Annotated in this window: 26 protein-coding genes; 16 read left to right on the top strand and 10 right to left on the bottom strand. The window is 63.1% G+C overall.

From position 1 onward, the window contains the following. The first annotated feature begins 144 nt into the window (after nucleotides 1-144). The 5 genes from ACR42D_RS08605 to epsC all read left to right on the top strand — a co-directional run bounded on the left by ACR42D_RS08605 (nucleotide 145) and on the right by epsC (nucleotide 4,423). On the top strand, nucleotides 145-405 hold the full coding sequence (locus tag ACR42D_RS08605) for a DUF493 family protein (RefSeq protein WP_484566405.1): 261 nt from the start codon (nucleotides 145-147) through the stop codon (nucleotides 403-405). Nucleotides 406-514: 109 nt separating this feature from the next. Continuing rightward, complete coding sequence (gene nifU, locus ACR42D_RS08600) at nucleotides 515-1,369, top strand: Fe-S cluster assembly protein NifU (RefSeq protein ID WP_484566404.1); 855 nt, start codon at nucleotides 515-517, stop codon at nucleotides 1,367-1,369. A gap of 3 nt (nucleotides 1,370-1,372) precedes the next feature. Then, entirely contained in the window at nucleotides 1,373-2,569 is a 1,197-nt protein-coding gene (gene nifS, locus ACR42D_RS08595) for a cysteine desulfurase NifS (RefSeq protein ID WP_484566403.1), read from the top strand. A gap of 2 nt (nucleotides 2,570-2,571) precedes the next feature. After that, on the top strand, nucleotides 2,572-3,492 hold the full coding sequence (cysK, locus tag ACR42D_RS08590; RefSeq protein ID WP_484566402.1) for a cysteine synthase A: 921 nt from the start codon (nucleotides 2,572-2,574) through the stop codon (nucleotides 3,490-3,492). A 10-nt stretch (nucleotides 3,493-3,502) separates the two neighbouring features. Then, the gene (gene epsC / locus ACR42D_RS08585) at nucleotides 3,503-4,423 is read left to right on the top strand and encodes a serine O-acetyltransferase EpsC (RefSeq protein WP_484566401.1); all 921 of its coding nucleotides are present in this window, start codon (nucleotides 3,503-3,505) and stop codon (nucleotides 4,421-4,423) included. Between the two features lie 85 nt (nucleotides 4,424-4,508). Here epsC and ACR42D_RS08580 read toward each other — a convergent pair whose 3' ends face one another. Further along, nucleotides 4,509-5,135, bottom strand: coding sequence for a tetratricopeptide repeat protein (locus ACR42D_RS08580; RefSeq protein ID WP_484566400.1), 627 nt, complete (start codon nucleotides 5,133-5,135; stop codon nucleotides 4,509-4,511). A 211-nt stretch (nucleotides 5,136-5,346) separates the two neighbouring features. Between ACR42D_RS08580 and ileS the strand changes: the two genes are divergently transcribed. Genes ileS through ACR42D_RS08545 form a run of 7 tightly spaced genes read left to right on the top strand, consistent with a single transcriptional unit; the run spans nucleotide 5,347 to nucleotide 11,646 of the window. Further along, nucleotides 5,347-8,163 (top strand): isoleucine--tRNA ligase, encoded by a 2,817-nt coding sequence (gene ileS, locus ACR42D_RS08575; protein ID WP_484566399.1) that lies wholly within the window; start codon nucleotides 5,347-5,349, stop codon nucleotides 8,161-8,163. Nucleotides 8,164-8,170: 7 nt separating this feature from the next. After that, nucleotides 8,171-8,662, top strand: a complete 492-nt coding sequence (gene lspA, locus ACR42D_RS08570; RefSeq protein ID WP_484566398.1) for a signal peptidase II — start codon at nucleotides 8,171-8,173, stop codon at nucleotides 8,660-8,662. A 22-nt stretch (nucleotides 8,663-8,684) separates the two neighbouring features. After that, the gene (locus tag ACR42D_RS08565; RefSeq protein WP_484566397.1) at nucleotides 8,685-8,909 is read left to right on the top strand and encodes a PLD nuclease N-terminal domain-containing protein; all 225 of its coding nucleotides are present in this window, start codon (nucleotides 8,685-8,687) and stop codon (nucleotides 8,907-8,909) included. Then, nucleotides 8,906-9,862 (top strand): tetratricopeptide repeat protein, encoded by a 957-nt coding sequence (locus ACR42D_RS08560; protein ID WP_484566396.1) that lies wholly within the window; start codon nucleotides 8,906-8,908, stop codon nucleotides 9,860-9,862. The genes ACR42D_RS08565 and ACR42D_RS08560 overlap by 4 nt, the downstream gene beginning before the upstream one ends. A gap of 47 nt (nucleotides 9,863-9,909) precedes the next feature. Then, complete coding sequence (locus ACR42D_RS08555; RefSeq protein WP_484566395.1) at nucleotides 9,910-10,353, top strand: NIL domain-containing protein; 444 nt, start codon at nucleotides 9,910-9,912, stop codon at nucleotides 10,351-10,353. A 17-nt stretch (nucleotides 10,354-10,370) separates the two neighbouring features. Then, entirely contained in the window at nucleotides 10,371-10,889 is a 519-nt protein-coding gene (locus ACR42D_RS08550; RefSeq protein WP_484566394.1) for a PilZ domain-containing protein, read from the top strand. 19 nt (nucleotides 10,890-10,908) lie between these two features. Continuing rightward, nucleotides 10,909-11,646: a protein phosphatase CheZ gene (locus ACR42D_RS08545; protein WP_484566393.1), complete on the top strand. Its 738-nt coding sequence runs from the start codon at nucleotides 10,909-10,911 to the stop codon at nucleotides 11,644-11,646. 75 nt (nucleotides 11,647-11,721) lie between these two features. Here ACR42D_RS08545 and ACR42D_RS08540 read toward each other — a convergent pair whose 3' ends face one another. Together ACR42D_RS08540 and mgtE are read right to left on the bottom strand one after the other, a co-directional pair. Continuing rightward, a complete protein-coding gene (locus ACR42D_RS08540) occupies nucleotides 11,722-12,759 on the bottom strand; it encodes an alpha/beta hydrolase family protein (RefSeq protein ID WP_484566392.1) in 1,038 nt (345 codons plus the stop codon). A 68-nt stretch (nucleotides 12,760-12,827) separates the two neighbouring features. After that, on the bottom strand, nucleotides 12,828-14,162 hold the full coding sequence (gene mgtE / locus ACR42D_RS08535; RefSeq protein WP_484566391.1) for a magnesium transporter: 1,335 nt from the start codon (nucleotides 14,160-14,162) through the stop codon (nucleotides 12,828-12,830). Nucleotides 14,163-14,321: 159 nt separating this feature from the next. On the opposite strand from mgtE, the gene nadC reads away from it, so the two are divergent. The 3 genes from nadC to nadB are packed head-to-tail and all read left to right on the top strand — an operon-like array spanning nucleotide 14,322 to nucleotide 17,856. Beyond that, on the top strand, nucleotides 14,322-15,191 hold the full coding sequence (nadC, locus tag ACR42D_RS08530; protein ID WP_484566390.1) for a carboxylating nicotinate-nucleotide diphosphorylase: 870 nt from the start codon (nucleotides 14,322-14,324) through the stop codon (nucleotides 15,189-15,191). An 11-nt stretch (nucleotides 15,192-15,202) separates the two neighbouring features. Then, on the top strand, nucleotides 15,203-16,243 hold the full coding sequence (nadA, locus tag ACR42D_RS08525) for a quinolinate synthase NadA (RefSeq protein ID WP_484566389.1): 1,041 nt from the start codon (nucleotides 15,203-15,205) through the stop codon (nucleotides 16,241-16,243). A gap of 26 nt (nucleotides 16,244-16,269) precedes the next feature. Then, nucleotides 16,270-17,856: an L-aspartate oxidase gene (nadB, locus tag ACR42D_RS08520; protein WP_484568454.1), complete on the top strand. Its 1,587-nt coding sequence runs from the start codon at nucleotides 16,270-16,272 to the stop codon at nucleotides 17,854-17,856. Nucleotides 17,857-18,195: 339 nt separating this feature from the next. Here the strand turns inward: nadB and ACR42D_RS08515 are convergent, their stop codons facing one another. The 6 genes from ACR42D_RS08515 to ACR42D_RS08490 form a co-directional block, all read right to left on the bottom strand. Continuing rightward, nucleotides 18,196-19,653, bottom strand: a complete 1,458-nt coding sequence (locus ACR42D_RS08515; protein ID WP_484566388.1) for a TrkH family potassium uptake protein — start codon at nucleotides 19,651-19,653, stop codon at nucleotides 18,196-18,198. After that, entirely contained in the window at nucleotides 19,654-21,021 is a 1,368-nt protein-coding gene (trkA, locus tag ACR42D_RS08510; protein ID WP_484566387.1) for a Trk system potassium transporter TrkA, read from the bottom strand. 159 nt (nucleotides 21,022-21,180) lie between these two features. Then, nucleotides 21,181-21,843 (bottom strand): nitrite reductase, encoded by a 663-nt coding sequence (locus tag ACR42D_RS08505; RefSeq protein WP_484566386.1) that lies wholly within the window; start codon nucleotides 21,841-21,843, stop codon nucleotides 21,181-21,183. Nucleotide 21,844: 1 nt separating this feature from the next. Further along, a complete protein-coding gene (locus tag ACR42D_RS08500; RefSeq protein WP_484566385.1) occupies nucleotides 21,845-22,162 on the bottom strand; it encodes a cupin domain-containing protein in 318 nt (105 codons plus the stop codon). Between the two features lie 10 nt (nucleotides 22,163-22,172). Beyond that, nucleotides 22,173-22,955 (bottom strand): ATP-binding protein, encoded by a 783-nt coding sequence (locus ACR42D_RS08495; RefSeq protein ID WP_484566384.1) that lies wholly within the window; start codon nucleotides 22,953-22,955, stop codon nucleotides 22,173-22,175. A 31-nt stretch (nucleotides 22,956-22,986) separates the two neighbouring features. Then, nucleotides 22,987-24,318, bottom strand: a complete 1,332-nt coding sequence (locus ACR42D_RS08490) for a 4Fe-4S binding protein (RefSeq protein WP_484568453.1) — start codon at nucleotides 24,316-24,318, stop codon at nucleotides 22,987-22,989. A gap of 89 nt (nucleotides 24,319-24,407) precedes the next feature. Between ACR42D_RS08490 and ACR42D_RS08485 the strand changes: the two genes are divergently transcribed. Continuing rightward, on the top strand, nucleotides 24,408-25,082 hold the full coding sequence (locus tag ACR42D_RS08485) for a Crp/Fnr family transcriptional regulator (RefSeq protein ID WP_484566383.1): 675 nt from the start codon (nucleotides 24,408-24,410) through the stop codon (nucleotides 25,080-25,082). A gap of 55 nt (nucleotides 25,083-25,137) precedes the next feature. Here the strand turns inward: ACR42D_RS08485 and ACR42D_RS08480 are convergent, their stop codons facing one another. Continuing rightward, complete coding sequence (locus tag ACR42D_RS08480) at nucleotides 25,138-25,986, bottom strand: ABC transporter substrate-binding protein (RefSeq protein WP_484566382.1); 849 nt, start codon at nucleotides 25,984-25,986, stop codon at nucleotides 25,138-25,140. Between the last annotated feature and the right edge of the window lies 1 nt (nucleotide 25,987).

Here is a 25,987-nt window from a genome sequence, read left to right as displayed (position 1 = left end):
TCTTGATTGATGTTATAAATTGCGTGATGGAAAAACCATTTTATTGGAATAGTTGGTTCTTTAAGCTATGCTACCGACTGGTTTGACACGCCGGAAACAAACCCCCTATAGACCGTTTCGTCAAAATCGAAACAGGAGAATCTTATGTCCGACAAATCAAAACAATTCAAGCAGGCTCTTGATGAACATCACCAATGGCCGTGCCCGTATATCTACAAATTTATCGTACCGGCGGAGAGCCTTGACCGCTTCCAGGAGCTTTTCGCCTCGGAGAAACTCGAGACCCGCCAGTCCCGGACCGGAAAATATACCAGCGTGACAATGACTTCGACCATGTGTTCGGCGGACGAGGTCATGGCCGTTTACGAAAAAGCGGCCCTGATTCCGGGGATCATGTCGCTGTAATCCACCTTCAAGACTTTACAGCCGGCGAAGCGGGACTTACTGTACACGAATATGATCGTATCACACTTGTTACAACCGTTCATACATCTTCAGCCATCCCGGAGAGAATATGTGGGAATATACCGACAAAGTTAAGGACCACTTCCTGAACCCGCGCAACGCCGGCACCCTGGAGGACGCCGACGGGATCGGGGAAGTCGGCTCGCTGGCCTGCGGCGACGCCCTGACCCTGTACATCAAGGTCGACGACGAAGGAAGAATCAGCGACGCCAAGTTCCAGACCTTCGGTTGTGCCAGCGCCATCGCCTCCAGTTCCGCCCTGACCGAGTTGCTCATCGGCAAGACCGTGGAAGAGGCGGAAAAGATCACCAACAAGGACATCGCCGAATACCTGGGCGGCCTGCCTCGGGAAAAGATGCACTGCTCGGTCATGGGCCAGGAGGCCCTGGAGCAGGCCATCAAGAACATGCGCGGCGAGGCTCCTTCCAAGGCCGAGCACTCCCACGAAGGCGAGCTCATCTGCGAATGCTTCGGCGTGTTCGACGAGGAGATCCTCGAGGCCATCAAGGCCAACGACCTCAAGACCGTGGAGGACGTGACCAACTTCACCAAGGCGGGCGGCGGATGCGGCAAGTGCATCCCGGACCTGGAGCGCCTCCTGGCCGAGGCCCACGGACAAGGCGTCTGCCCCACCCCGTCGAGCAAGCCCGCCTTCCCGGCCGAGGGCATGACCAACATCCAGCGCATGCACCTCATCGAGTCGGTCATCGACGACGACATCCGGCCCAGGCTCAAGGCGGACGGCGGCAACATCGAACTGGTGGACATCGACCGCGATACCGTGGTGGTCCGCTTCCTGGGCATGTGCTCGGGCTGCCCGTCCAGCCAGGCGACCCTCAACAACCTGGTCGAGTCCAGCCTCAAGGAAAAGGTCGATCCCAATCTGAAGGTCCGGGAGGGCTGATCCATGGACACCATTTATCTGGACAACAACGCCACCACCCGGGTGGACCCGGCTGTCTTCGAGGCCATCAAGCCTTATTTCACCGAACTGTACGGCAACCCCTCGTCCATGCACCGCTTCGGCGGACAGGTGGGGGCCACGCTCAAACAGGCCCGCGCCTCGGTGGCCGGCCTGCTCGGCTGCGAGCCCGAGGAGATCATCTTCACCTCCTGCGGCTCCGAGTCCGACAACACGGCCATCCGCTCTGCCCTGAACGCCCGGCCCGACCGGCGGCACATCGTCACCACCGCCGTGGAGCACCCGGCCATCCTGAGCCTGTGCAAATACCTCGAGAAAAAGGACGGCTACGAGGTCACCTACCTCGGCACCGACAAGTACGGCCGCCTGGACCTCGAAGAGTACGAGGCCGCGCTGCGCCCGGACACGGCCATCGTCTCGGTCATGTGGGCCAACAACGAGACCGGGAACATCTATCCCATCGAGGAGATGGCCAGAATCGCCAAGGAGCACGACGTATTCTTCCACACCGACGCGGTCCAGGCCGTGGGCAAGGTGGACATCGACCTGTCCAAGGCCCCGGTGGACATGCTCTCCCTGTCCGGCCACAAGCTGCACGCCCCCAAGGGCGTGGGCGCCCTGTTCGTGCGCAAGCGGTTGCCCTTCCGCCCCTTCCTCATCGGCGGGCACCAGGAACGCAGCCGCCGCGCGGGCACCGAGAACACCACGGGCATCATCGCCCTGGGCAAGGCGTGCGAACTGGCCCGCGAGCACATGGCCGAGGAGAATACCGAGGTCAAGCGGCTGCGCGACAAGCTGGAAACCGGGCTGCTTGCGGCGGTCCCGGACACCAAGCTCAACGGCGATCCGGAACACCGCCTGCCCAACACCTCGAACATCTCCTTCGGATATGTCGAGGGCGAGGCCATCCTGCTGATGATGGACCAGCTGGGCATCGCGGCCAGCTCCGGCTCGGCCTGCACCTCGGGCAGCCTGGAGCCGTCCCACGTGCTCCGCGCCATGGGCGTGCCTTTCACCTTCGCCCACGGGTCCATCCGCTTCTCCTTGAGCCGGTTCAACACCGAAAAGGAGATCGACTTCGTGGTCGAGTCCCTGCCGCCCATCATAGAAAACCTGCGCAAACTCTCGCCGTTTTCGGCGGAAAAGCAGGCACCGGCCTGCACCAAAAGCTTCTCGGAGTAGCCATGAAAATAGCCGACAACATGACGCAACTCATCGGCCGGACGCCCTTGGTACGCCTGAACAGGCTCTCGGACGGCCTCAAGGCCGACGTGGTGGCCAAGCTGGAATTCTACAACCCGTGCGGCTCGGTCAAGGACCGCATCGGCGCGAACATGATCGAGACCGCCCTGGCGGACGGGACCATCGATGAAAACACGGTTCTGGTGGAGCCGACCTCGGGCAACACCGGCATCGGCCTGGCCTTCGTCTGCGCGGTCAAGGGCATGCGCCTGATCCTGACCATGCCCGAGTCCATGTCCATGGAGCGACGCAAGCTGCTCAAGGGCCTGGGCGCGGAGCTGGTCCTGACCCCGGCGGCCGAGGGCATGAAAGGGGCCATCGCGCGGGCCGAGAAGATCGTCGAGGAGACGGACAACGCCTTCATGCCCATGCAGTTCGAAAACCCGGCCAATCCCGAGGCCCATCGCAGGACCACGGGTCCGGAGATCTGGGAGGACACGGACGGCAAGGTGGACATCTTCGTGGCAGGCGTGGGCACCGGCGGCACCCTGACCGGCGTGGCCGAGACCCTGAAGGCCAAAAAGCCGGGACTCAAAGCCGTGGCCGTGGAGCCCGACGCCTCCCCGGTCCTGTCCGGCGGCCAGCCCGGCCCGCACGCCATCCAGGGCATCGGCGCGGGCTTCGTGCCCGGCGCGCTGAACACGGAGATCATCGACGAGATCATCCGCATCAAGAACGACGACGCGATGGCGACGGCAAAACGGCTCATGCGCGAGGAAGGCATCCTCTGCGGCATCTCGTCCGGAGCCAACTGCGCCGCGGCCCTGGAACTGGCCCGGCGCGAGGAAAACGCGGGCAAGATGATCGTGTTCATCGTCTGCGACACCGGCGAACGCTACCTGAGCACCCCGCTCTTCAGCTAGAGGAAATTCCATGACCAGTGAAGACTACACATTGGCGGATGTGGTCGCGCTCCTCGTGGAGTCCGGAGACAAGGGCCCGCGCTCGCACCGCAGGGCCGGCGAGGCGCCCATGCCCTCGGTGGATATCCTGCGCGGTATCGTGGAAGACCTGCGTTGCGTCCTGTTCCCCGGCTATTTCGGCCCGTCCGAGATCACCCCGGACACCATGCCCTACTACATAGGCTCCACCCTGGATCAGCTGGAACGCAAGCTGGCGGACCAGATCAACCGGGGCTACTGTTTCGTCTGCGACGCCACCACCACCGAGCGGTGCAGCGACTGCGAGCAGCGGGCCAAGACCATAGCCAAGAAATTCATCACCAAGCTGCCCGAGATCAGGGAATACCTGCTCACCGACGTGGAAGCGGCCTACATCGGCGACCCCGCGGCCAAGACCCACGGGGAGACCATATTCTGCTATCCGTCCATCCGGGCGCTGACCAACCACCGCATCGCCCACGAGCTGTACAAGCTCGGCGTGGACATCATCCCCCGGATCATCGGCGAGATGGCCCATTCCGACACGGGCATCGACATCCACCCGGGCGCGACCATCGGCAAGTCCTTCTTCATCGACCACGGCACCGGCACGGTCATCGGCGAGACCTGCATCATCGGCGACAATGTGCGCGTGTACCAGGGCGTGACCCTGGGGGCCAAGAGCTTCCCCAAGGGGGAGGACGAGATGCTCATCAAAGGGCTGCCCCGACACCCCATCGTGGAGGACGACGTGATCATCTACGCAGGAGCGACCATTCTGGGCCGGATCACCATCGGCCGGGCAGCGGTCGTCGGCGGCAATGTCTGGATCGTGCGCGACGTCACGGCCGGGGCGCAGATCGTCCAGACCAGGGCCCTGGAGCAGTCCTTCGAGGACGGAGCGGGCATCTGATCCTTCAGGAATCGCTCACAAATAAGGCAAATAAAAAGGGAGACATGGAAAACCATGCCTCCCTTTTCTTCATGTCAGACTTTAACTATTTTTCCAGTTCCCGAACCATGTCCGCCACGGGCTGGCCAGTGGGCGATTTGGCCTCGGGATTGATGGCCAGGACGTCCTTCCAGACCTTGAGCGCGGACGCCGGGTCGTGCAGGTCGTGGAGGTAGACGATGCCCATGTTGAACCGCGACGTGATGTGGCTCTTGTCCAGGGAGGCGGCATGGCCGAAGGCGTCCACCGCCTTGTCGAACTGCTTGGTGCGACGGTACATGACTCCCAGGTCGGACCAGACGTTGACCTCGTTGGGCTTGAGTTCCAGGGCGCGCTCGTAGGCGTTGACCGCCCGTGCGGGCAGGTTGTGGTCGAAGCAGAAGTTGCCGAGCTGAATCCACAGGTCCGCGTTGGTCGGGTCGGCGGCCGCGGCGTTCTCCATGCTGGCCAGGGCCTCGGGATCGGCCGAATGCGGCACCGGGGATTCGGTGGGCGTGGCCTGGCTGGAGACGTTCATGCGCTGCTCCCGCTGCCCCACGTAGAGCATGGTCACGGCATTGCCGATAAAGACGCCCAGCAGGACCCCGATGACCGCCAGCATGACGGCCGAACTCTTTTTGACGTATTTGCCCTCGGCCTCGGCGGCCTCGCGCTCGCGTTTATGTACTCCCATCATATCTCCTGATTCTTGTTTTTTTATGACCGGACCTTGTCGTCCGTCTGTAACAAAAGCACGTTTCGCAAGCCCTGTAAACATTGTGCAAGTCCCGTCCCAGTCCGTGCAAGGCTTGACTTCCGGCCCGGCTTATACCAATCTACGCCGTCTCATAAAAACGGACACTTTAAGCTAAAGAAATATACGGTTCCCGGAGGACTTGAAACCCATGAGCGATTACAAAAAAACCTTGCTCCTGCCCCAAACGACGTTTCCCATGAAGGCCAATCTCAAACAGCGTGAGCCTGAAATGCTCAAATTCTGGGAGGAGATCAAGGCCTATGACGAAATGGTCGCGGCCGGAGACGCCGACGACAGATACGTGCTGCACGACGGTCCTCCCTACGCCAACGGCCACATCCACATGGGCACGGCCCTAAACAAGATCCTCAAGGACATCGTCGTCAAGTCCCGCAACATCCAGGGCCAGAAGGCCGAGTACGTTCCCGGCTGGGACTGCCACGGCCTGCCCATCGAGCACAAGGTCGAGCAGGAGCTGAAGAAGAAGAACAAGGAACTGGATACCCTGACCATCCGCAAGATCTGCCGTTCCTACGCCGCCAAGTGGCTGGATACCCAGCGCAGCGAGTTCAAGCGCCTCGGCGTGTTCGGCACCTGGGACGACCCGTACATGACCATGAAGCCAGAGTACGAGGCGGCCACCGCCCGCGAACTGGGCCGGTTCATGGAGCGCGACGGCGTGGTCCGGGGCAAGAAGCCCATCTACTGGTGTTGCGACTGCCGCACCGCCCTGGCCGAGGCCGAGGTGGAATACGAGGATCACACCTCCCCGTCCATTTACGTCCGCTTCCCCATGGCCGACGAGAATTTCAAGAAGATCGCGGACATCGACGTCTCCAAACTGTACATCCTCATCTGGACCACCACCCCGTGGACCATCCCGGACAACATGGCCGTGGCCGTGCATCCGGACTTTGATTACGTCCTGGTCAAAGCCGGCGACGCCTACTACGTCCTGGCCCAGGGGCTGCTCGAGTCCTGCGCCGCCAAGTTCGGCTGGGAGTCCTACGAGACACTGGCCACCTTCCGTGGGGCGGACCTCGAAGGCATGAAGGCCAAGCACCCCATCTACGACCGCGAGTCCCAGGTGGTCCTGGCCGACTACGTGACCTTCGACACCGGCACGGGCTGCGTGCACACCGCACCGGGCCACGGCCGCGAGGACTTCGAGACCGGCCTGCGCTACGGGCTGGAGATCTACTCGCCCATGAACGACCGGGGCCAGTTCCTGCCCGAGGTCGAGCATTTCGCAGGACTGAACGTCTGGGAGGCCAACCCCAAGGTCATCGAAAAGCTGACCGAGGTCGGCAACCTGATGGCCTCCGAGAAGATCACCCACTCCTACCCGCACTGCTGGCGCTGCAAGCAGCCGGTCATCTTCCGGGCCACCACCCAGTGGTTCATCGGCATGGACGAGAACGACCTGCGCAAGCGCGCCCTGTCGGCAATCCGCAACGACGTGCAGTGGGTCCCGTCCTGGGGCGAGGAGCGCATCTACTCCATGGTCGAGAACCGGCCCGACTGGTGCATCTCCCGCCAGCGCAACTGGGGCGTGCCCATCTCCGCGCTGATCTGCGAGGACTGCGACGAGACCTGGTTCGACGCCCAGTGGGTCTATGACATCTGCGACAAGTACGCGAACCACGAGACGGGCTGCGACTACTGGTTCGAAGCCCCGCTCGAGGAGATCGTGCCCGAGGGCCTGACCTGCGCCAAATGCGGCGGCACCCACTGGAAACGCGAGACCGACATCCTGGACGTCTGGTTCGACTCCGGCACCAGCTACGCCGCCGTGGTGGAGCAGCGCAAGGAGACCCGCTTCCCGGCCGACCTGTACCTGGAAGGCTCGGACCAGCATCGCGGCTGGTTCCACTCTTCCCTGCTGGCCTCGGTGGGCACCCGCGAAGAGCCGCCCTACAAGACCGTCCTGACACACGGCTACGTGGTCGACGCCGAAGGGCGCAAAATGTCCAAATCCATCGGCAACGTGCTCGCCCCCCAGGAGATCATCGACAAGTTCGGCGCGGAAATCCTGCGCATGTGGGTCTCGGCCTCCAACTACCAGGAAGACATCCGCATCTCGGACGAGACCCTGAACCGTCTGGTGGACGCGTACCGCCGCATCCGCAACACCTGCCGCTACCTGTTGTCGAACCTGAACGACTTCGACCCGGCGAACAAGGTGGACGTGGCCGACATGCAGCCGCTGGACCGCTACGCCCTGGACATGGTCGTGCGCCAGCACGACGCCATCCGCAAGGCGTACCGCAATTTCGAGTTCCACAAGGTCTACCACACCCTGCACAACCTCTGCGTGGTCGACCTGTCCGCCTTCTACCTCGATATCATCAAGGACCGCCTGTACGTGGAGGAGGAAGACGGCCTCAAGCGCCGCTCCGCCCAGACCGTGCTCTGGCAGATCCTGCTCATGCTCCTGGAGGACATGGCCCCGGTCCTGTCCTTCACCGCCGAGGAGGCCTTCCAGGCCCTGCCCGAAGCGATCAGGAACGCCCTGCCCCAGGACACCACGGTCTTCGCCTTGCGCTTTGCGCCCGAGCGGCCCGAGCTGTCCAAGGAAGAGCGCGCCCGCTGGGAGAAGCTGGCCCTGGTCCGTGCCGAGGTCAACAAGGCCATCGAGCCCAAGCGCAAGGACCGCGTCATCGGCAAGTCCCTGGACGCCCAGGTCACCCTGTATGCCGATGCGGACATCCGCGAGCTGGTCTCCACAAAGGACATCGACCCGCGCGAGTTCTTCATCATCTCCAAGCTGATCCTGGACGAGCCGGAGAACGCCCCGGCGGACGCCTATGTCGGCGAGGACCTGGCCGACCTCAAGGTGGCCGTGGACGCCGCGCCCGGCGAGAAGTGCGAACGGTGCTGGCGCATCGCCGAGGACCTGGGCACCGACCCGGAATACCCCGACGCCTGCCCGCGCTGCACCGCCGTACTGAAGACCCTGACCTAGGACGCCCATGAACCGGTACAAACTGGCAGCACTCTGGGCCGCGGGCACGCTGGCGCTCGACCAAATCACCAAGCTGACGGTGCACAACCTCATGCAGCCGTGGACCGGCCGGGAGATCATTCCCGGCCTGTTCAACCTGGTGCACGTCCTGAACAAGGGCGCGGCCTGGGGCTTCCTGGACGACGACAACATCGACTGGCAGCGTCCGCTGTTCATCCTCATCTCCCTGGCCGCCGTGGTGATCATCGCCTACATGATTCGGCTGACCAAGGACGGGGACCGCTGGATGATCGCCGGGCTCGGCATGATCGCGGGCGGCGCCGTGGGCAACGCCATCGACCGCATCTGGCTCGGCTCGGTCATCGATTTTCTGGATTTTTACGCGGGCAGCTACCACTGGCCCGCGTTCAACGTGGCCGACAGCGCTTTGACGGTAGGCGCCGGCTGTATCATCGTGTCCACGCTACTCAACAACCGCAAGGACACCCGAAGGGCTTAAACCCTATTAAGGAGAACGTGACATGTTCGCAGACTTCTCGGCCCTGACCCCTACGCAGTGGGCCATCGTGCTGATTGCCGTAGGCGTCTGTTTCGGATTCAGCGCCTGGTCGATCCTGGATGTCTGGAAGCGGAACTTCGAATCCCCGACGGAAAAGAGCCTGTGGATGCAGATCTGCATTTTTATTCCCATTCTCGGCGCTCTGACGTATCTTTTCCTCGGTAGAAAAAGAGGGAGCTTACAATGAAGATGAAAAATACCAGTCTTTTCGCCATTCTTTTGATACTCCTCAGCATGCTGGCCCTGCCCGGCTGCGCCACCCGAACCGATGTGGAAGCCATGCAGTCCGACCGGCAGCAGGATCTCCACCGCATTCGCCAGTTGGAGGCCGAACTGGCCGAATCCAAACAGCAGCTCAAGGCCGAAATCGAAAAATCCAATGATCCCCTGCGTGAAAAGTCCGCCGATATGTGGGCCGAAATCCAGTCCCTGCGCTCCGAGATCGCCAAGATGCGCGGTGAAGTGGACGGCCTGAATATCCGCATGGATCGCCAGGTGGGCACCGCCGACTCGGCCGTGACCGTGGAGGATCTGTCCAAGCGTCTGGCCGAGGTGGAATTCGCCATGGTCAACGAACTCCAGGTGGATTTGCCCGAAACGGGCAAAAAGTCCGCCGCTGCAGCGGGCTCCGCCGCCACGGCAACCACCGCGGCCACCGCACCGGCCGATGCGCCCGAGGAAGACGCGGCCGCCCCGGCCAGCACGGTCGAGGTCGGCAAGCCCGGAGCGGCCGCGACCAACCAGGCCGCGCCCCAGGCGGACACCGACCCGGCCAAGGCGCTCTACGACAAGGCCTATGCCCTGTACAAGGAAAACAACTTCGAGCGCGCCCGGTCCTACTGGGCCGAGTTCACCGACACCTTCAAGGGCCACGCCTTCACGCCCAGCGCCGTGTTCTGGCAGGGCCAGTGCTACTACATGCTCAAGGACTACGCCCGTGCCGTCATCCTCTACGAAGACGTCATTGAAAAGTACCAGAAGAGCTCCAAGTACAAGGCCGCCCTGCTGCGCTCCGGCTACTCCTGGGAGCACCTGGGCAAGCCCGAGCTGGCCAAGATGCGCTTCGAGGAGATCATCAAGAAATTCCCCAAGTCCGTGGAGGCCACCCAGGCCAAACGGTCCTTGGACAAAATGAAATAATTGCGGCCGCCGCGCCGCTCGTGCCATAAGGCATTCAGGAAAACCCCATGAACGAAGTCAAGAATGGTTTCAGGAAAATCGTCTACCTCTCCTTCCCGCCCGAGGTCTCCGGTAGGCCCGTGGTCTGCAACCTGTTGCGCAAGTTCGACCTGAGCTTCAACATCCTCAAGGCGGACATCTCGCCGCGTCACGAAGGAACCATGACCCTTGAGGTCTCCGGCCGCGAGGACGAGTTCCACAAGGGCATCGGCTATCTCAAGGAGAACGGCGTGCGCATCACCCCGGTGGCGCACAAGATCTTCCGTGACGACGAGTCCTGCGTCCACTGCGGCGTGTGCACGGCCATGTGCCCCACGGACGCCCTGCGGCTGGACACCGAAACCCTCATGATCGTCTTCGACGTGGACAAGTGTTCGGCCTGCGGCATGTGCACACGCGTCTGCCCGGTCAAGTGCATGACGCTCGACCTGGATGAAAACGGCAGGCCCTAAAACCCCGAGGGAATCCCATGAGTGAAGAGAAACGTTCGTTTTCACGGATACAGGTCAGGCTGAAGGCCCAGGCCCGGGCCATGGAGTCCCTGGACTCCCCCCAGCTCTTCACCGGCGATTCCATGCCCCAGCCGGTCACTCGCGAGGACTTCGTCAAGAAAAGCAAACTGCCCGAGGAAGTGACCGGCTTTCTGGTGGAGATGGACCGCAAACTCGACCAGATCATCTCCATGCTCGGGCAGGACAACTTCAAGATGGACTTTTCCCTGCCCGTGGAGGTCATGGAGATCTCTGCGGCCGGGGTCAAGTTCCGCTCCACAAAACAATTCGAGCCAGGCGACGCCCTGGAACTGATCATCTATCTCAGCCAGACTCCCCTGCGCCTGGCAGGCAGCAAGGGGCGCATTCTCGACCAGGAACCGGACACGGGCCTGTACCGCTTCGAATTCGTGGATCTGCGCGGTTCGGACATGGAGGCCATCGTGCAATTCGTCTTCAAGGAACAGCGGGAACAGATCCGCAATTCCAAAATGTAGCCCCTCCCGGAGAACACGCATGACCAGCAACGAAGAATTGGTAAAGGAACTGATGGAAAAGGTCTCCGACGAGCTCGTAGGCACCCTCAAGGGGAGCATCGCGGCCGCCGTGGAAAAGGAGATCGCCCGGAACCTGTCCAAGGCGCTGCTGGAAGGCGAGTTCTACCGCAGGGTCAACGAGGATTTGCAGGGCGGGCTCAAGAAGATCTACCAGGAGGTCAAGGCCGCCCGGGGCGGGACCGAGATCAAGTGCATCACCGCCGACATCGACCCCGAGGAACTCTTCTCCGAGACCTCGGACCAGCTGGACGCCGTGCTCAAGACTACGGAAAAGGCCGCCGTGGAGATCATCGACATCGTCGAGAAACTCCAGGACCTCCAGGGGTCCGTGTCCACCATCGTCAAGGGATTCGAGTCCGGCGGCGTGACCAAGGAAGACCGCGAACGCCTCAAGGACATCAACAATACGCTCGGCACCGATCTGTCCAACATCATGGTCTCCCTGAGCTTCCAGGATTTGACCGGGCAGCGCATCAAGAAGATCATCAACTCCATCCGCCAGATCGAGAAGATCGTCCGCGAGGTCATGCTCTCCACCGGCCTGATGATCCGCCAGCGCGAGGTCGAACCGGAAAAGGACTTCGAGGCCCTGTCCCAGGAGGCCCGCAACGAGGCCACCTCCAAGCTCCAGGGCCCGACCGAAGGGACCAACCAGGGCGACGTGGACGACCTGCTCGCCTCCCTCGGCCTGGACTAGCTTTACTGCTACAGACGATAAAAGGGTGCCCCGGTCAACCGGGGCACCCTTTTTTTGCAGTTCGGCCCCCCGCCGCTATTCGTCCGAAGCCAGGGCATTGGCGAAGAAAACCGCTATGGCCGCGTTCATCCGTTCGTGAAAGCGGCCCCGATCAAAGCCTTCGGGGTCCTTTGCCGGGGGGCCGACCGCCGCCCTCCGGTCCTCGGGGAACGCGGCGATAAAGGAAAAATGTCCCGCGTCGGGAACGACGACGTACTGCGGCGGGGACGGCAGTTTTTCCCTGACGGCCTCCGCATTATACGGATACCGAAGGACATCGTCCTTCCCGGCCCTGAAGAGCATCACCGGTATCGTGACCGCTGAAAGCGAATCCGCTCCATTGAAGATCACCCCCATGGGGGCCAACAGGACCACGGCCCGCACTCTGGGGTCCCGCAAGTCTCCAACTAGTGCGTCATATTCCCCGTCAGAGGCAAAAACCCCTCTCAGCCTGGATACGGTACCGCTTCCGGGACCGCAGAAGGCCACATCGTTGTGCTCGGCGCAGTACCGGCCGATGGCCCCGAGATCGGGGATGCCTCCGGCCAACGCCAAGGCCGTATACCCGCCTGCGGAATGGCCAATGACGCCGATCCGGTTTGAATCGATAAAGGAAGCGTAGGCCGACTGCTTCAGGAGCCAGTCCAACACGACGGAAACATGGCGCGGACGATTGATCCAATTGGCCCGGCTCCGCCCGTCCGCGTCATCCATGAAATTGTTCCTCGGGTGCAGAAGCGCCACAACCACATATCCGCGCGCGGCCAGAAACATCGCCGTATCCCGGTGCGCCATGTGGCTGCCGCCGGAACCGTGGGAAATGACTATCAGGGGATGTCTGCCCGGAATGATCCTGGAGTCCCGGGCCACCCGCATCCGAAACGGGCCCCACTCGGTTTCGGTGGCCTTCTCGTCCGTCGGATACCAGACCACTCCGGGTATCTCGCTGCCGGTGGGCTCGTAAGACACCGAAAACCGGCTCACGCCGACCGAGTACGGGGGCGGCGTTTCCTGAGCCCGGGCCGTACAAACGAAAAGCAGAGGGATTGCCAGAATCCAGAAGAACCTATGCACGCAAGCCTCCATGGGGACACTATTCCGGGAATAATGTCTGCCGACGAACCGGAACGAACCTTTTCAGATCAGTGGAGCAGAACCAGTCCGGCCAGGCCGAGCAGGATGAGGAAACCCATGGAGTCCGTGATGGTCGTCAGGAAGATGCTCGACGCCTGGGCCGGGTCGCGCCCCAATTCCTTGAGTAGCAAGGGGATGGACGCACCGGCCAGGGCTCCGAGGAGCATGTCCAGCCAGAGGGCCGAGCCCATGACCACGGCGAGCAGTATCTTGTGCGTGCCCGCAAAGACCACGCAGAAGACCAGGCTCGAGATGATCACCCCGTTGAGGAAGCCGACGCGCAGCTCGCGGAGCACGGCGAGCCACGCCCGCTTGCGGTCGAAACGCTCCATGGCCAGCTGGCGGATCATGACCGCCAGGGCCTGCTGCCCGGTGTTGCCCGCCTGGTTGGCGACGACCGGCATGAGCACGGCCAGTACCGCCATCTGGGTGATGTTGCCTTCGAAAAGATGGACCACCCAGGCCGACACGGCGGAGAAAATCACGTTCAGGATCAGCCAGGGCAGACGAACGCGCACGGAATAGAGCCACGGGGAATCCGTGGTCTCGTCCGCGCCCGCGCCGACCATGGCCTGCATGTCCTCGGACGCCTCTTCGTGGATGATGTCGATGACGTCGTCGACCGTGACCACGCCGAGCAGCCGGTTGCCGAAGTCGACCACGGGCAGGGCCAGAAAATTGTAGTGGGCGATGAGATGGGCCACCTCTTCCTTGTCCACGTTGTAGCCCACGGTGATCAGATTCTGGGTCTTGACCAGGTCTTTGAGCTGCGCCCCGCGCCGCGCCAGCAGCAGGTCGCGCAGGGAGAGCACGCCCACCAGCCGATCCTTCTTGTCCACCAGGTAGGCGTAGTACGGAATCTCCTTGTCCTCGACCTCCTCGCGGATCTTGGCCACGGCCTCGTCGGCCGACAGATCCTGGTCGAGGATGACCACCTCGGTGTTCATGACGCCGCCCGCGGTGTCCGGGTCGAAGGTCAGCAGCGTCTTCAGCTCGGCGCGATCCTCGGCCGCCACACGGCTGAGCAGCGCCTTCTGCAGGTCGTCGCTCAGGCCGTCCAGGAGGTCGGTGGCGTCGTCCGGGGCCATCTCCTCGACGATGCGGGCGGCCAGGCCACGGTTCAGACTGCTGATGAGCGCTTTCTGGTCGAGGTCGTCCATCTCCGCGATGGATTCGGCCGCGTCCTTGATGGGCAGCTGCTTGATGAACTTGACCTGATCGGCAATGTCCAGCCCTTCGATCGTCTCGGCGGCATCCGCGGGATGCTGCTGTTCGAAGTCCACCGGCGTCAGGCCGTCAATGTCCTCGTCGATGCGAGGGGTGTATTCCTCTTTCACGCTCATGGGCTGGATACCTAGCTCAAATCGAGCCTCAGGTCAAAGAAATCGGACTTCGACAAGGTGATATTAATGTGAAATATTTCATCAACCCGTGCACCCCTTGACGAAAAACCGTCCGTGTCTTACTTGCGAACTTCACCCTGAAAATATATGGAAGAAACCATGCCCACCAACCTTTTCGACGACTTTTTCCAGGCAGAGGCCAGAATGTTCCTGCTGGCCACCATCCGCATCGCCCTGGCCGAGGACGGCTCGGACCTGACCAGCCAGGGGCTGTTCACCGACTCGGACATGGCCCAGGCCATGATCGTGGCCAAACAGGAAACCGTGGTGGCCGGCCTGCCGATCATCCCGCTCGTGCTCGAGTTCGGCGGCCAGGAGAGCCAGGTGCACCTCAACGTGGACGACGGCGACACCGTGTCCGAGGGGACCATGGTCGCGGCCATACAGGGCCCGGCCAGTCAGCTGCTCAAGGCCGAACGGGTCATGCTCAATTTCCTCTGCCACCTGTCCGGCATCGCGAACATGACCGCGCAGTACGTCAAGGCGCTTGAAGGCACCAAGACCACCCTGCTCGACACGCGCAAGACCCTGCCCGGCCTGCGTTTCCCCGAGAAATACGCGGTCCTGGCCGGGGGCGGCAAAAACCACCGGCTGACCCTGTCCGAGATGCTCATGCTCAAGGACAACCACATCGACCGGGCCGGGTCCATCACCGAGGCCGTGCGCCAGCTTCAGACCGTACACTCGCCCTGCCCGCCCATCGAGGTGGAGTGCAGGACGCTTGAAGAGGTCGAAGAGGCTTGCAAGTGCGACATAAAAAGGATCATGCTCGACAATATGGACGCCGAGACGGCCAAGACCGCCCTGTCCATGATCCCCGACGCCATCGAGACGGAAATCAGCGGCAACGTCTCCCTGGACACCATCCGCGGCATCGCCGAAATCGGGCCGGACTTCATCTCCGTGGGCAAACTGACCCACTCCGCGCCCAGCTCCGATTTCAGCATGCAATTCGTGCCGTTGCGATAAAGAGGAACACTGTGGAAAACGCCAAGGAAACCATCTTTCGGATAAAGGACGAACGGGGCGACTCCCTGGCCGTTCTCGGCCATCACTACCAGTCCGACGCGGTCATCGACTGCACGGACATCCGCGGCGACTCCCTGGAGCTGGCCCGCAAGATCAACGGCCTTGAGGCCGAACACGTGGTCTTCTGCGGGGTCTACTTCATGGCCGAGTCCGCCGCCATCCTGAGCCGGCCCGGCCAGAAGATCCACATCCCGGACACCACCGCCACCTGCCCCATGGCCGACATGGCCGAAGCGGGCCGCGTGCGCAAGACCCTGGCCATCCTGGAGGAAGGCGGGCGCAGGATCGTGCCCCTGACCTACGTCAACTCCTCGGCCGCGGTCAAAGGCGTGGTCGGCGAACACGGCGGCTCGGTGTGCACCTCGGCCAACGCCAAGGTCATGCTCGACTGGGCGCTGACCCAGGGCGACGCCGTTCTGTTCCTGCCCGACCAGCACCTGGGCAACAACACCGCCGACGTGCTCGGTATCCCCGACGACGAACGCCTGCTGCTGCCCCGCGACGTCATCCACGGCGACCCGGCCCTGGCCGTCAACCCGGACGAGGCCGAGGGCAAGAAGCTCATCCTCTGGCCCGGCTACTGCCCCATCCACGCGGAATTCACCCTGGACGCCGTGCGCCGCATCCGTGAGACCGAGCCCGATGCCAAGATCGTGGTCCATCCCGAGTGCGACCCGGCCATCGTGCGCGAGGCCGACGGTAACGGTTCCACCACCTTCCTGATCAAATACGCGGAAGAGGCCCCTGCCGGGTCCACCGTGTACATCGGCACCGAGGAAAACCTGGTCAACCGCCTGGCCGCCCAGTACGCGGGCTGCAAGACCATCAAGCCCCTGCTCGGCGTCATGTGCGAGGACATGGGCAAGACCACCCTGGAGAACCTCGCCCGCACCCTTGAAACCCTCGACTCCGCCGCGCCCGTCACGGTGAGCAACGCCGTGAAGGAACCCGCCAAGCTGGCCCTGGAACGCATGCTCGCCGTTTGCTCCTAGCCGGACATGGTGCTACACCAATGGCCATGAATCACTTTCGCCTGCAATCCGATGCGTTAATCATTGGTTCCGGCATCGCCGGTTCCGTAGCCGCCCTCACCCTGGCCGACCAGGGGCGCGACGTCATCCTCATAACCGCCGGGGCCGACCTCAAAGCCGGCAACACATCCCTTGCCCAGGGGGGCATCGTCTACCGCAACGAGCAGGACGACCCCAAGATCCTGGAAAAGGACATCATGACCGCGGGCTGGAAGCACAACTACTCCCGCGCCGTCCGTCATATCGCCCGCAAGGGACCGGAAGTACTGAAGGAACTTTTCCTTGAAAAGTACAAGATTCCCTTCAACCAGCGCAAACCCGGCGACTGGTACCTGACCCGCGAAGGCGGCCATTCCATGGCCCGCATCCTCTACTGCGACGACCACACCGGCCGGAACATCATGGAGGTGCTGGCCGAGGCCGTGGACAAGCACCCGAACATCCGCGTGCTGACCCAGCGCACAGCCATCGACCTGCTGACCACCCAGCACCACGCCCGGCACCTGGACTTCAAGTACAACCTGTCCAACCAGTGCGTGGGGGCCTACGTCTTCAACGACCAGGTGGGCAAGGTCGAGACCATTTTGTCCAAGTTCACCATGCTGGCCACCGGCGGCATCGGCCAGATCTACCTGCATACCACCAACACCCGAGGCTCCATCGGCTCGGGCCTGGCCATGGCCCACCGCGCGGGCACCCGACTGATGAACTGCGAATACGTGCAGTTCCACCCCACGGCCCTGTTCGGCGGCAACAAGCGCGGCGAACGCCGTTTCCTGGTTTCCGAGGCCGTGCGCGGCGAGGGCGCCGTCCTGGTCAACTCGCGCGGCGAGCGCTTCATGCCCCGCCATGACCCGCGCGCCGACCTCGCGCCCCGCGACATCGTCACCCGGGCCATCATGGACGAGATGCTGACTTCGGGCGACGACTCCGTGTTCCTGGATTGCTCCGGCATCAAGCAGGACGTGGACAAACGGTTCCCGACCATCTCCGACCGCTGCCGCAAGATGGGCCTGAACATGGCCAGCGACCCGATCCCCGTGGTTCCGGCCGCGCACTATTTCTGCGGCGGCATCCTGGTGGACAACCGGGGCCGGACCACCCTGGAACAGCTCTACGCGGCCGGGGAATGCAGCTGTACGGGCGTGCACGGCGCCAACCGCCTGGCCAGCACCTCGCTGCTCGAAGGCATGCTCTGGGGTCATTCGGCGGGCCACGACATGGCCATGCGCCTGAACCGGACGTCCGGCCTTTCCCGCAAGCTCCTGGACTCCATCCCGGACTGGGTGCCCCACGGCATCCGCGACGAGGACCCGGCGCTCATCTCCCAGGACTGGGCCAACATCCGCAACACCATGTGGAACTACGTGGGCGTGTCCCGATCGGGCAACCGCCTTAACCGCGCCTTCGTGGACCTGCGCAAGCTGACCAAGAACCTCCAGGACTTCTACCGCGAGACCGCGCTGAGCAAGTCCATCATCGATCTCTTCCACGGCTCCCAGACGGCCTACATCATCACCGTGGCCGCCCTGCGCAACAAAGAGACCAAGGGGTGCCACTTCCGCATCGACTAGCCTCGGCTTCCAGCAAAATCAAAACGGCCCGCGCCGTCCGAAATGGACGGCGCGGGCCGTTTCTCTTTATCCATCCCAACCCCTGCCTCGGACCATAGAGAGCATTCCCTTCCCGGCCTTTCAACTACCCTTTACCACGCCCTTTCATCCCTTTTATCGTCACCTTGCTCCGCCCTATGGCGTGAGCTCCGGCCTCGACGGCGATGCTGGACACGGCTCAGGGGCAAAAGGTGCCTGTCACCCGCAAATCCTTGTGCGGCAACATGTCTGGATAAAATCTAGATAAAGTCTAGACTTCACGGAGGCCAATCAGAGCAGGTAGAGGCGGTCTTTGCCGGTCTATTTGCGCCAGAACTCGGGCACAAAGAGAATGATGACGGTGTAGATCTCCAGCCGTCCCAGGACCATGCAGAAGGTCAGGACCCACTTGGCCGCATCCGGCATCCAGGCGAAGTTGTCCGTGGGCCCCACCCCGCCGATGCCGGGGCCGATATTGCCGATGCAGGCCAGGGAGGCGGCGAACGAGGTGACCACGTCCACGCCGGTGGCCGCGACCACGAAGGCGGCCAGAACGAGCAGCCCCACCCACAGGAAGGCGAAACCCCAGACGCCGCTGATGACGTCGTCCTTGACCACGGTGCGGCCCATCTTCACATGGCTGACGGAGCGCGGGTGGATGAGCCGGAAGAGCTCCTGGTACGACTGCTTGAAGAGCAGCATGATGCGCATGACCTTCATGCCGCCGCCCGTGGACCCGGCGCACCCGCCCACGAACATGCAGAACAGGAGGATGGCCTGGGCCAGGCCGGGCCACAGCTCGTAGTCCGCCGTGGCGAACCCGGTGGTGGTCAGGATGGAGGCCACCTGGAACGAGGTGTAGCGCACCGCGTCCGCCGGATTGTCGTAGTTGCCGGAGATCAGGACGGTGGCGGTCAGGATGACCACGAAGACCAGGACCATGCAGGCGAAGACCCTGAATTCCGGGTCCTTGAGCATGGCCGAAGGCTTCCACTTGAGGACCAGGTAGTGCAGGGAGAAGTTCACGCCCGCGATGAGCATGAACACGGTGATGACGTAGTCGATGTAGGCGGAATCGAACCCGGCCACCGAGGCGTTTTTGGTGGAGAAGCCGCCCGTGGCCATGGTCCCGAAGGTGTGGCACAGGGCGTCGAACAGGTCCATGCCGCCGAACATGAGCAACACGGTTTCGAGCGCGCTGAACAGAACATAGACCTTCCACAGGGTCATGGCCGTATCCTTGATGCGCGGCTTGAGCTTGTCCGGGGACGGCCCGGGCACCTCGGCCTTGTACAGCTGCATGCCGCCCACGCCGAGAAACGGCAGGATGGCCAGGGACAGGACGATGATGCCCATGCCGCCCAACCAGTGGGTCAGGCTGCGCCAGAAGAGCAGCCCGCGCGGCACGGCCTCGATGTCGGCCAGCACCGACGACCCGGTGGTGCTGAACCCGGACAGGGACTCGAACACGCAGTCCACCACGGACCCGAAGGTCCCGCCCAGCCAGAACGGCAGGCCGCCGAAGGCTCCGGCCGCGAACCAGCCCAGCGCCACGATGGCCATACCCTCGCGGTGGGTCATGATCGAGGCTTTGTGCGAACGGTCACGGAAGATGAAAAAGGCGCTCCCGCCCACCAGCACGGTGATGGCCAGGGACAGGGCCAGCGGCCGGGCCGTACCGTCCTGGTAATAGAGCCCCCAGGCCAGGGGCAGGATCATGGTCAGGCCGACACAGGCCACCAACGCCCCGATGACGTGCAGGACATAGCGCCAGCGCATCTAGAAGAGCTCCACCTTGGTGGTCAGGACACGCTCCACCTTGGGGATGTTCTGGCGGGTGGAAATGATGATCAGCCGGTCGTTGGGCCGGACCACGGAATCGCCGCGCGGGATGACGACCTCGTCGCCTCGCTGGAAGCAGAGAACCAGGCTCCCCCGGGGAAACCCGAGATCCTTGACCGCCTTGCCCACGATGGGGGAATCCTCCTGGGCCACGGCCTCGAGCGCCTCGGCCTCCTCGCCCTTGATGGACACCGAGGAGATGATCTTGCCCCGTCTTATGTAATGCAACAGGGAATTGATGGCCGACAGCCTGGGACAGACCACGTAGTCGATGCCGATGGGCTCGATAAGCGGCATGTACCCGAAATTGTTGACGCGCGTCACCGTGCGTCTGGCTCCGAGGGACTTGGCCAGCAGGCAGGACAGGATATTGGTCTCCTCGTCGCCGGTCACGGCGATGACCATGTCCATGTCCTGGATGTTCTCCTCGCGCAGAATCTCCTGGTCCGTAGAATCGCCCATGAGCACGATGGGCCGGTCCAAGTGCTCGGAAAGATACTCGCACCGCTTCTGGCGGTTCTCCAACAGCCGGGTGTGGTAGTATTTGTTGTCCAGGGCCTTGGCCAGGCGGAAGCCGATGTTGCCGCCGCCGATGATCAGGACCTTGCGTACCGGGTCGTCGGCCACGCCCAGGCGGGCCATGATCTCCTCCTGGTCGCGGATGTCGCAGACGAAATAGACCAGATCGCCCTTCTTGAGCACGTCCAGGCCGCTGGGGATGATCAGCTTGTCGTTGCGCACGATGGCCGCGATGACCAGCCCCAGGTCGTCGCCGATCTTGTCGCGCAGATGGATGAGCTGGCTGCCCATGATCGGGCTTTGGTCCGGCAGATGGATGCCGATGAGCCGGATCTTGCCGCCCGCGAACTCGTTGATCTCCACCGCCCCGGGCACGCTCATGAGCCGCAGCACCGAGTTGACCACCTCCTCGTCGGGATTGATGATCTTGGTGATGTTGGCCCCGCGCTCGGTAAGCAGGTGCCCGTAATCCGTATACATTTCGCTGCGGATACGGGCGAGCTTGGTCACGCCTTCGCTGAGCATGTTGGCGTAGTAGCAGCTGATGAGGTTGATCTCGTCGGAGTCGGTCACGGCCAGGAAGATGTCCGCCTCGGCAATGCCTGCCTCTTCAAGGATTTTGGGGCTGGACCCCGAGCCCTTGATGGTCTGGACGTCCGAGCTCTCCGCCACCTTACGCAGGGCTTCGTCGCTGGTGTCCACGACCACGACTTCCTTGTTCTCCACCGCCAGCCGCTGCGCGAGATGATAGCCGACCTCACCGGCGCCTATGATGATGACCCGCAAATGACGCTCCTTCCTTGAGTGAAATCGTTTTATATCTACCCATGTTTTTACGCCAGCGCAACACCGCAGCGGCAGGCTGGCTCAATGATATCCGGCCGTTAACAAAGGGCGGACGACCGCGATATACCGCAGCCGCCCGCCCTTTCGTCAGGATTGGCGCTATCGGAGGACGGCCGCCTTGACCGCGTCGAGGCCGATCCGCTCCACGAACCGTGCGGTCCGCTCCTTTTTCTTGGCGTTCTCGGCGTAGAAGGTCAGGGCCTTGGCGACGATGGCAAATGCCTCGTCCTCGGACACGTTCTCGGCCAGGATGTCCCCGCAGCGCACGCGCTTGCCCGCGTTGCCGCCAAAGGTTACGGTCCAGCCGCCCTTCTTGCCGAAAAGGCCCACGTCGCGGGCCATGGATTCGGCGCAGCACATGGGGCAGCCCGAAACCCCGGCCTTGACCTTGCACGGCATGGTGAAGGTTTCGAGCAGTTCGGACAGCCGCACGGCCGCTGCTCTGGAATTCTGCTGGCCGAGCTTGCACCCGTCGGTGCCCAGGCACCCCTGAGCGTTGTGCTTGTAGGCGGGGCCGACTTCCCCCAGCGCCTCGACCACGGCCTTGAGCCGATCTTCGGGCACGCCGTCGATCAGCACCTGCTGTCCGGCGGTGATCCGTATGCCGGGCAGGTTGTTGGCCGCCACCACCTGGCTGACGAGGGCCAGCCGGTCGGCATCCAGTTTGCCGTGGCGCATGCGCGGGAGAACAGTATAGGTGCCGTCCGCCCGGGGGCGGACGGCCTTCATGGGAAGCGATTCGATGTACTCTTTAATATCCATATCAGATCGGGGGGGCTATGGTTACAAGGACCCGCATGTCGGTAATCGCCTTCACGCCGTGGGGTTCGGCGATCTCGGAGACCAGCACGTCGCCGGGACGGGCGGGCATGGACGCGCCGTCCGCGCCCAGGAACTCGCCCTCGCCTTCGAGGATGGTCAAGGTCAACTCCCCTTCCAGGTCATGGGAATGCACGGGCAGCTTCTGCCCGGCGCGGAAGTTGAAATTGATCACCTTCATGAACTCGGACTCGTGTACCAGATAGTTCGAGAAGGTCAAATCCTTGAACCCATGAACTTCGAGCAACTCAATCTTCTTCATAGACGGCTCCTTAAATATCGAATTCCAAGGTGACGGTCCGCAGCACGGAACCGGAGCGGCTCACGGTCACGCGCTCGGTGGGCACGGACTTGCCCGCGCGCTTAATCGCCTCGTTCAGGATGACGCTCATGGACGAGCAGCACGGCACCTCCATCTCCATGACGGTGATGGAATTGAGGTCATTTTCCGCAATGATCCCGGCCAACTTCTCCACGTACTCCATCTGGTTGTCGAACTTGGGGCAGCCCATGAGAACCACCCGGTTGGGGACGTACTCGCCGTGGTAGCTCGGCATGGCCACGGGCACGCAGTCCGCGGTCAGGAGCAGGTCCGCGTTCCTGAGGAACGGCGCGTTGGGCGGCACCAGACGCAGTTGCACGGGCCAGTGGGACAGGGCCGAGCCGCCGGACTGGGCCGAGGGAATGTTGGCCTGGCCGCACGGGGTCATGGTCTTGAGCGCCGCGCCGGGGCAACCGCCCGCCGGGGGCTTCGGCGAGTTCATCCGCAAAGACTCGGGATCGGGCATGTGGTCCGGGACCTCGCGCCCCTGGGCCTTGAGGTGCTCGGTCACGGCCTCGGGATCGAAGTCGGCGGCCTCGCGGACCTCCACCTTGAGCGCGCCCGTGGGGCAGTCTCCCAGGCACGCGCCCAGGCCGTCGCAGTAGATTTCCTTGACCAGCTTGGCCTTGCCGTCGACGATGGCCAGGGCCCCTTCGGCACAGGCGGGCACGCACTGGCCACAGCCGTTGCACAGTTCCTCGTTGATGGTGATCATCTTGCGCTGGTGTATCATTTCTCTATCCTCTCTTTTTTTTCATATAATTTTATATTCTGGCCACACCGAGAAACACGGCCTGGAGACTGACCGCCAGGACAATGAACGCGGCCCGGGCGGTTTCACGGGAAAGACCGGGAAAAACGTAGCCGATCCGCTTGTGCGCGCAGGCCGACACGCAGTCACCGCACAGGGTGCAGGACAGGGCCGGACGGCCCAGGGCCACCCTGTCCTCATCCAGGGCATTGTAACGGCAACGGGTGAAGCATGCCCCGCAACCGGTGCAATCGGCGTCGATACGCATGCGCCAGGGCGAGATGCGCCCGAAAACGTTGCCCACGAGCCCCATGGGGCAAAAGGCGGTGCAGTGGACCATCATGCCCCGCCTGCGGGAGAAAAACAGCATCACGCCCACGCCTATGAGTCCGAAGGCGGCCCCGAAGAGCACGGCGCTCGCACCCGGCACGCCGAGGATGCGCAATACCCAGGCCGCGCCCACGGCCAGGACCAGGGTGAATCCCCGGCCCCAGAGGCTCAGTGCGCGCAGGGGGTTGGACGGTGCGGGCCTCGGGCCCAGACGGCTCATGGCGTCGTCCCAGGCTCCAATGTAGCACAGATGGCTGCACCATGCCGGGCCGACCAGAAGCAGGGTCACGCCGAACAGTACGAGCATGAAATACCCTCCCCCGCGAAAGACCGGTCCGGCAACGATCATGGCCGGGACCGGGAGGTGCAGGGTCCCGGTCATGAGCATGCGGTCCATGCCCAGAAGCCCCAGGGCGAGCTGCAGGAAGAACACGGCCGAGAACAACCCCCAGATGCGCGGACGGACCGTCCTGTGCCCCTTGGGGGTGCGCATCATCGAGCCGATCCACTGGGCGTAGCAGCCGAGCAGGAAGATTTCGAGCCAGCCCCAGCCGGGCAGGTAGCGGTCCGCCAGCAGGATGGGGAAGCCCACCTTGGCGCGGGCCATGGCCAGGCCGAAGACGGTGAGCAGGAACATGGCCGCACGGGGGACGGCCCATTCCCGGCCGCGGTCGAACCAGCCGTCGAGCCCCCGGCCGAACAAGGTCATCAAGGCCAGTCCGTCCAGGAGGATGACCCCGCCCATGATCCAGGCCAGCCGCAGCCACGGCAACTCGAAGGCCTGGCGGAAGGCGATGAAGTCCACCGTGGTCCGAGCCCAGACGAACCCGCCCCACAGCAGCGCGGCCACGGCCACGGGGCGCGCCCAGGCCCGCCCGGCGCAGAGCAGCCCGGCCAGGGCCGCCATGGAGACGGCCAGACCGAAGTCGCCCTGGCGCAGGCCGTGCGCCCCGAGCAGGAGCAGCGCCGCGACGGGCAGAATCAGGCGGTATGGCTTCTTGGTTCCGTTTTCCATGGCCCCACTATGGACAATCCTTTTGACCTCGGCCATGACTTAGATCAAATTATCCGCAGCACTGACTAAAAAATGGGAGAAATGACGGTATGGACAAACTGGCCGCCGTGCGGGACGCGACTTTTTTCCGGGGATTGCCCGATGACCAACTGGCCAAACTGGCCGACCTCGCCGTGGTCAAGCGGTACGACAAGGGCGAGACCCTGTTCCTGGCCGATGTCCCGGCCGACGGGTTCTATTCGCCGGTCACAGGCCGGGTCAAAGTCTTCAGGACCTCCCCGGCGGGCAAGGAGCAGATCCTGCACGTGTTCGGCCCGGGCGAGGCCGTGGGCGAGGTCCCGGTCTTCGAGGGCGGAAACTTCCCGGCCCAGTGCGAGGCCGTGGAGCCGTGCGAGGCCCTGTTCTTTCCGCGCAGCGGGTTCCGCGACATCCTGCGCGACGACCCGGACCTGGCCATGAAGATGATGGCCATGCTCTCGCAGAGGCTGCGCATCCTGGTCAACAAGATCGACGACCTGAGCCTCAAGGAAACCCCGGCCCGGGTGGCCGCCCATCTCCTGCTCCTGCGCTCGACCACCGACGCAGACACCTTCCGCCTGGACCTGCCCAAGGGCCAGATCGCGCTGTACCTCGGGACCATCCAGGAGACCCTGTCGCGCATCTTCAAGCGGTTCACGGACGAAGGGCTGATCGACATCAAGGGCCGGGAGATCACCATCCTCGACATGGACCGGCTGCGCGAAGTGGCCGACGAAGGGCGTTAGACGCAAAAAAAGGGAGCCAACCGGCTCCCCTTCCCTTTTATCCTATAGACAGGCCTTAGTGGTCATACTGCTTGGCGTATTCCGCGTCGTTGTACATCCCTTCCCCGTATTCCTTGCGGCCGTAGTCCGCGATGATGGACTGCCCTTCGGGCGAACCCAGGAACTTGATGAACTCCACTGCCAGCTCGTGGTTGGGCGCGCCCTCGGCCGAAGCCAGGGCGTGGTAGGTGTTGATGAGCATGGGATCGCCACGGAACAGAACCTTGATGCGGCCCATGTCCTTCTTGCCCATGATCCAGGTGGAGCTGTCGGTCATGAAATACCCGCCCTCGGCGTTGGCCCGCTTCAGGGTGGCCATCATGAAGTCCTTGGTGACCACGTACCACTTGCCCTGGGGCTGAATGCCCGCCTTCTTCCAGATGGCCAGTTCCTTCTTGTGGGTCCCGGAGTTGTCGCCGCGCGACAGAAAGAGCGCTCCGGCCTTGGCGATGCGGGCGTAGGCGTCGGCCGCGTCCTTGGCTCCGGCGATCCCCGCCGGATCATTCGCCGGACCGACGATGTAAAATTCGTTGGAACCGATCAGGGTGCGGTCCACGGCCCACCCGTCGGCCACGGCCTGCTTCTCGGCAGCGGGCGCATGGACCATGCAGGCGTCCACGTCACCGGCCTTGAGCAGGCTCAGGGATTTGCCGGAACCGGCCTTGACCCAGCACATGGTCGTGCCGTGCTTGGCGTTGAAGGCGTTGGCCAGGACCTCAAGCAAGCCGAGCTCGCCCGGCGAACCCGTGGCCAGCTTGTAGACCGTGCCCCCGTCGCCATAGGTCTGTTTGCACGGAGCGTCCCCGGCGTACGCACCGCCGACAAGCAGCAGGGACATCATGGTCGCCAGCAATAATCTCTTCATA

It is taken from the genome of Pseudodesulfovibrio sp. lm2024 (genome assembly GCF_051175575.1).
In the GTDB taxonomy this organism is placed as follows: Bacteria; Desulfobacterota; Desulfovibrionia; order Desulfovibrionales; family Desulfovibrionaceae; genus Pseudodesulfovibrio; species Pseudodesulfovibrio caledoniensis.
This window is presented reverse-complemented; position numbering and strand designations above follow the sequence as displayed.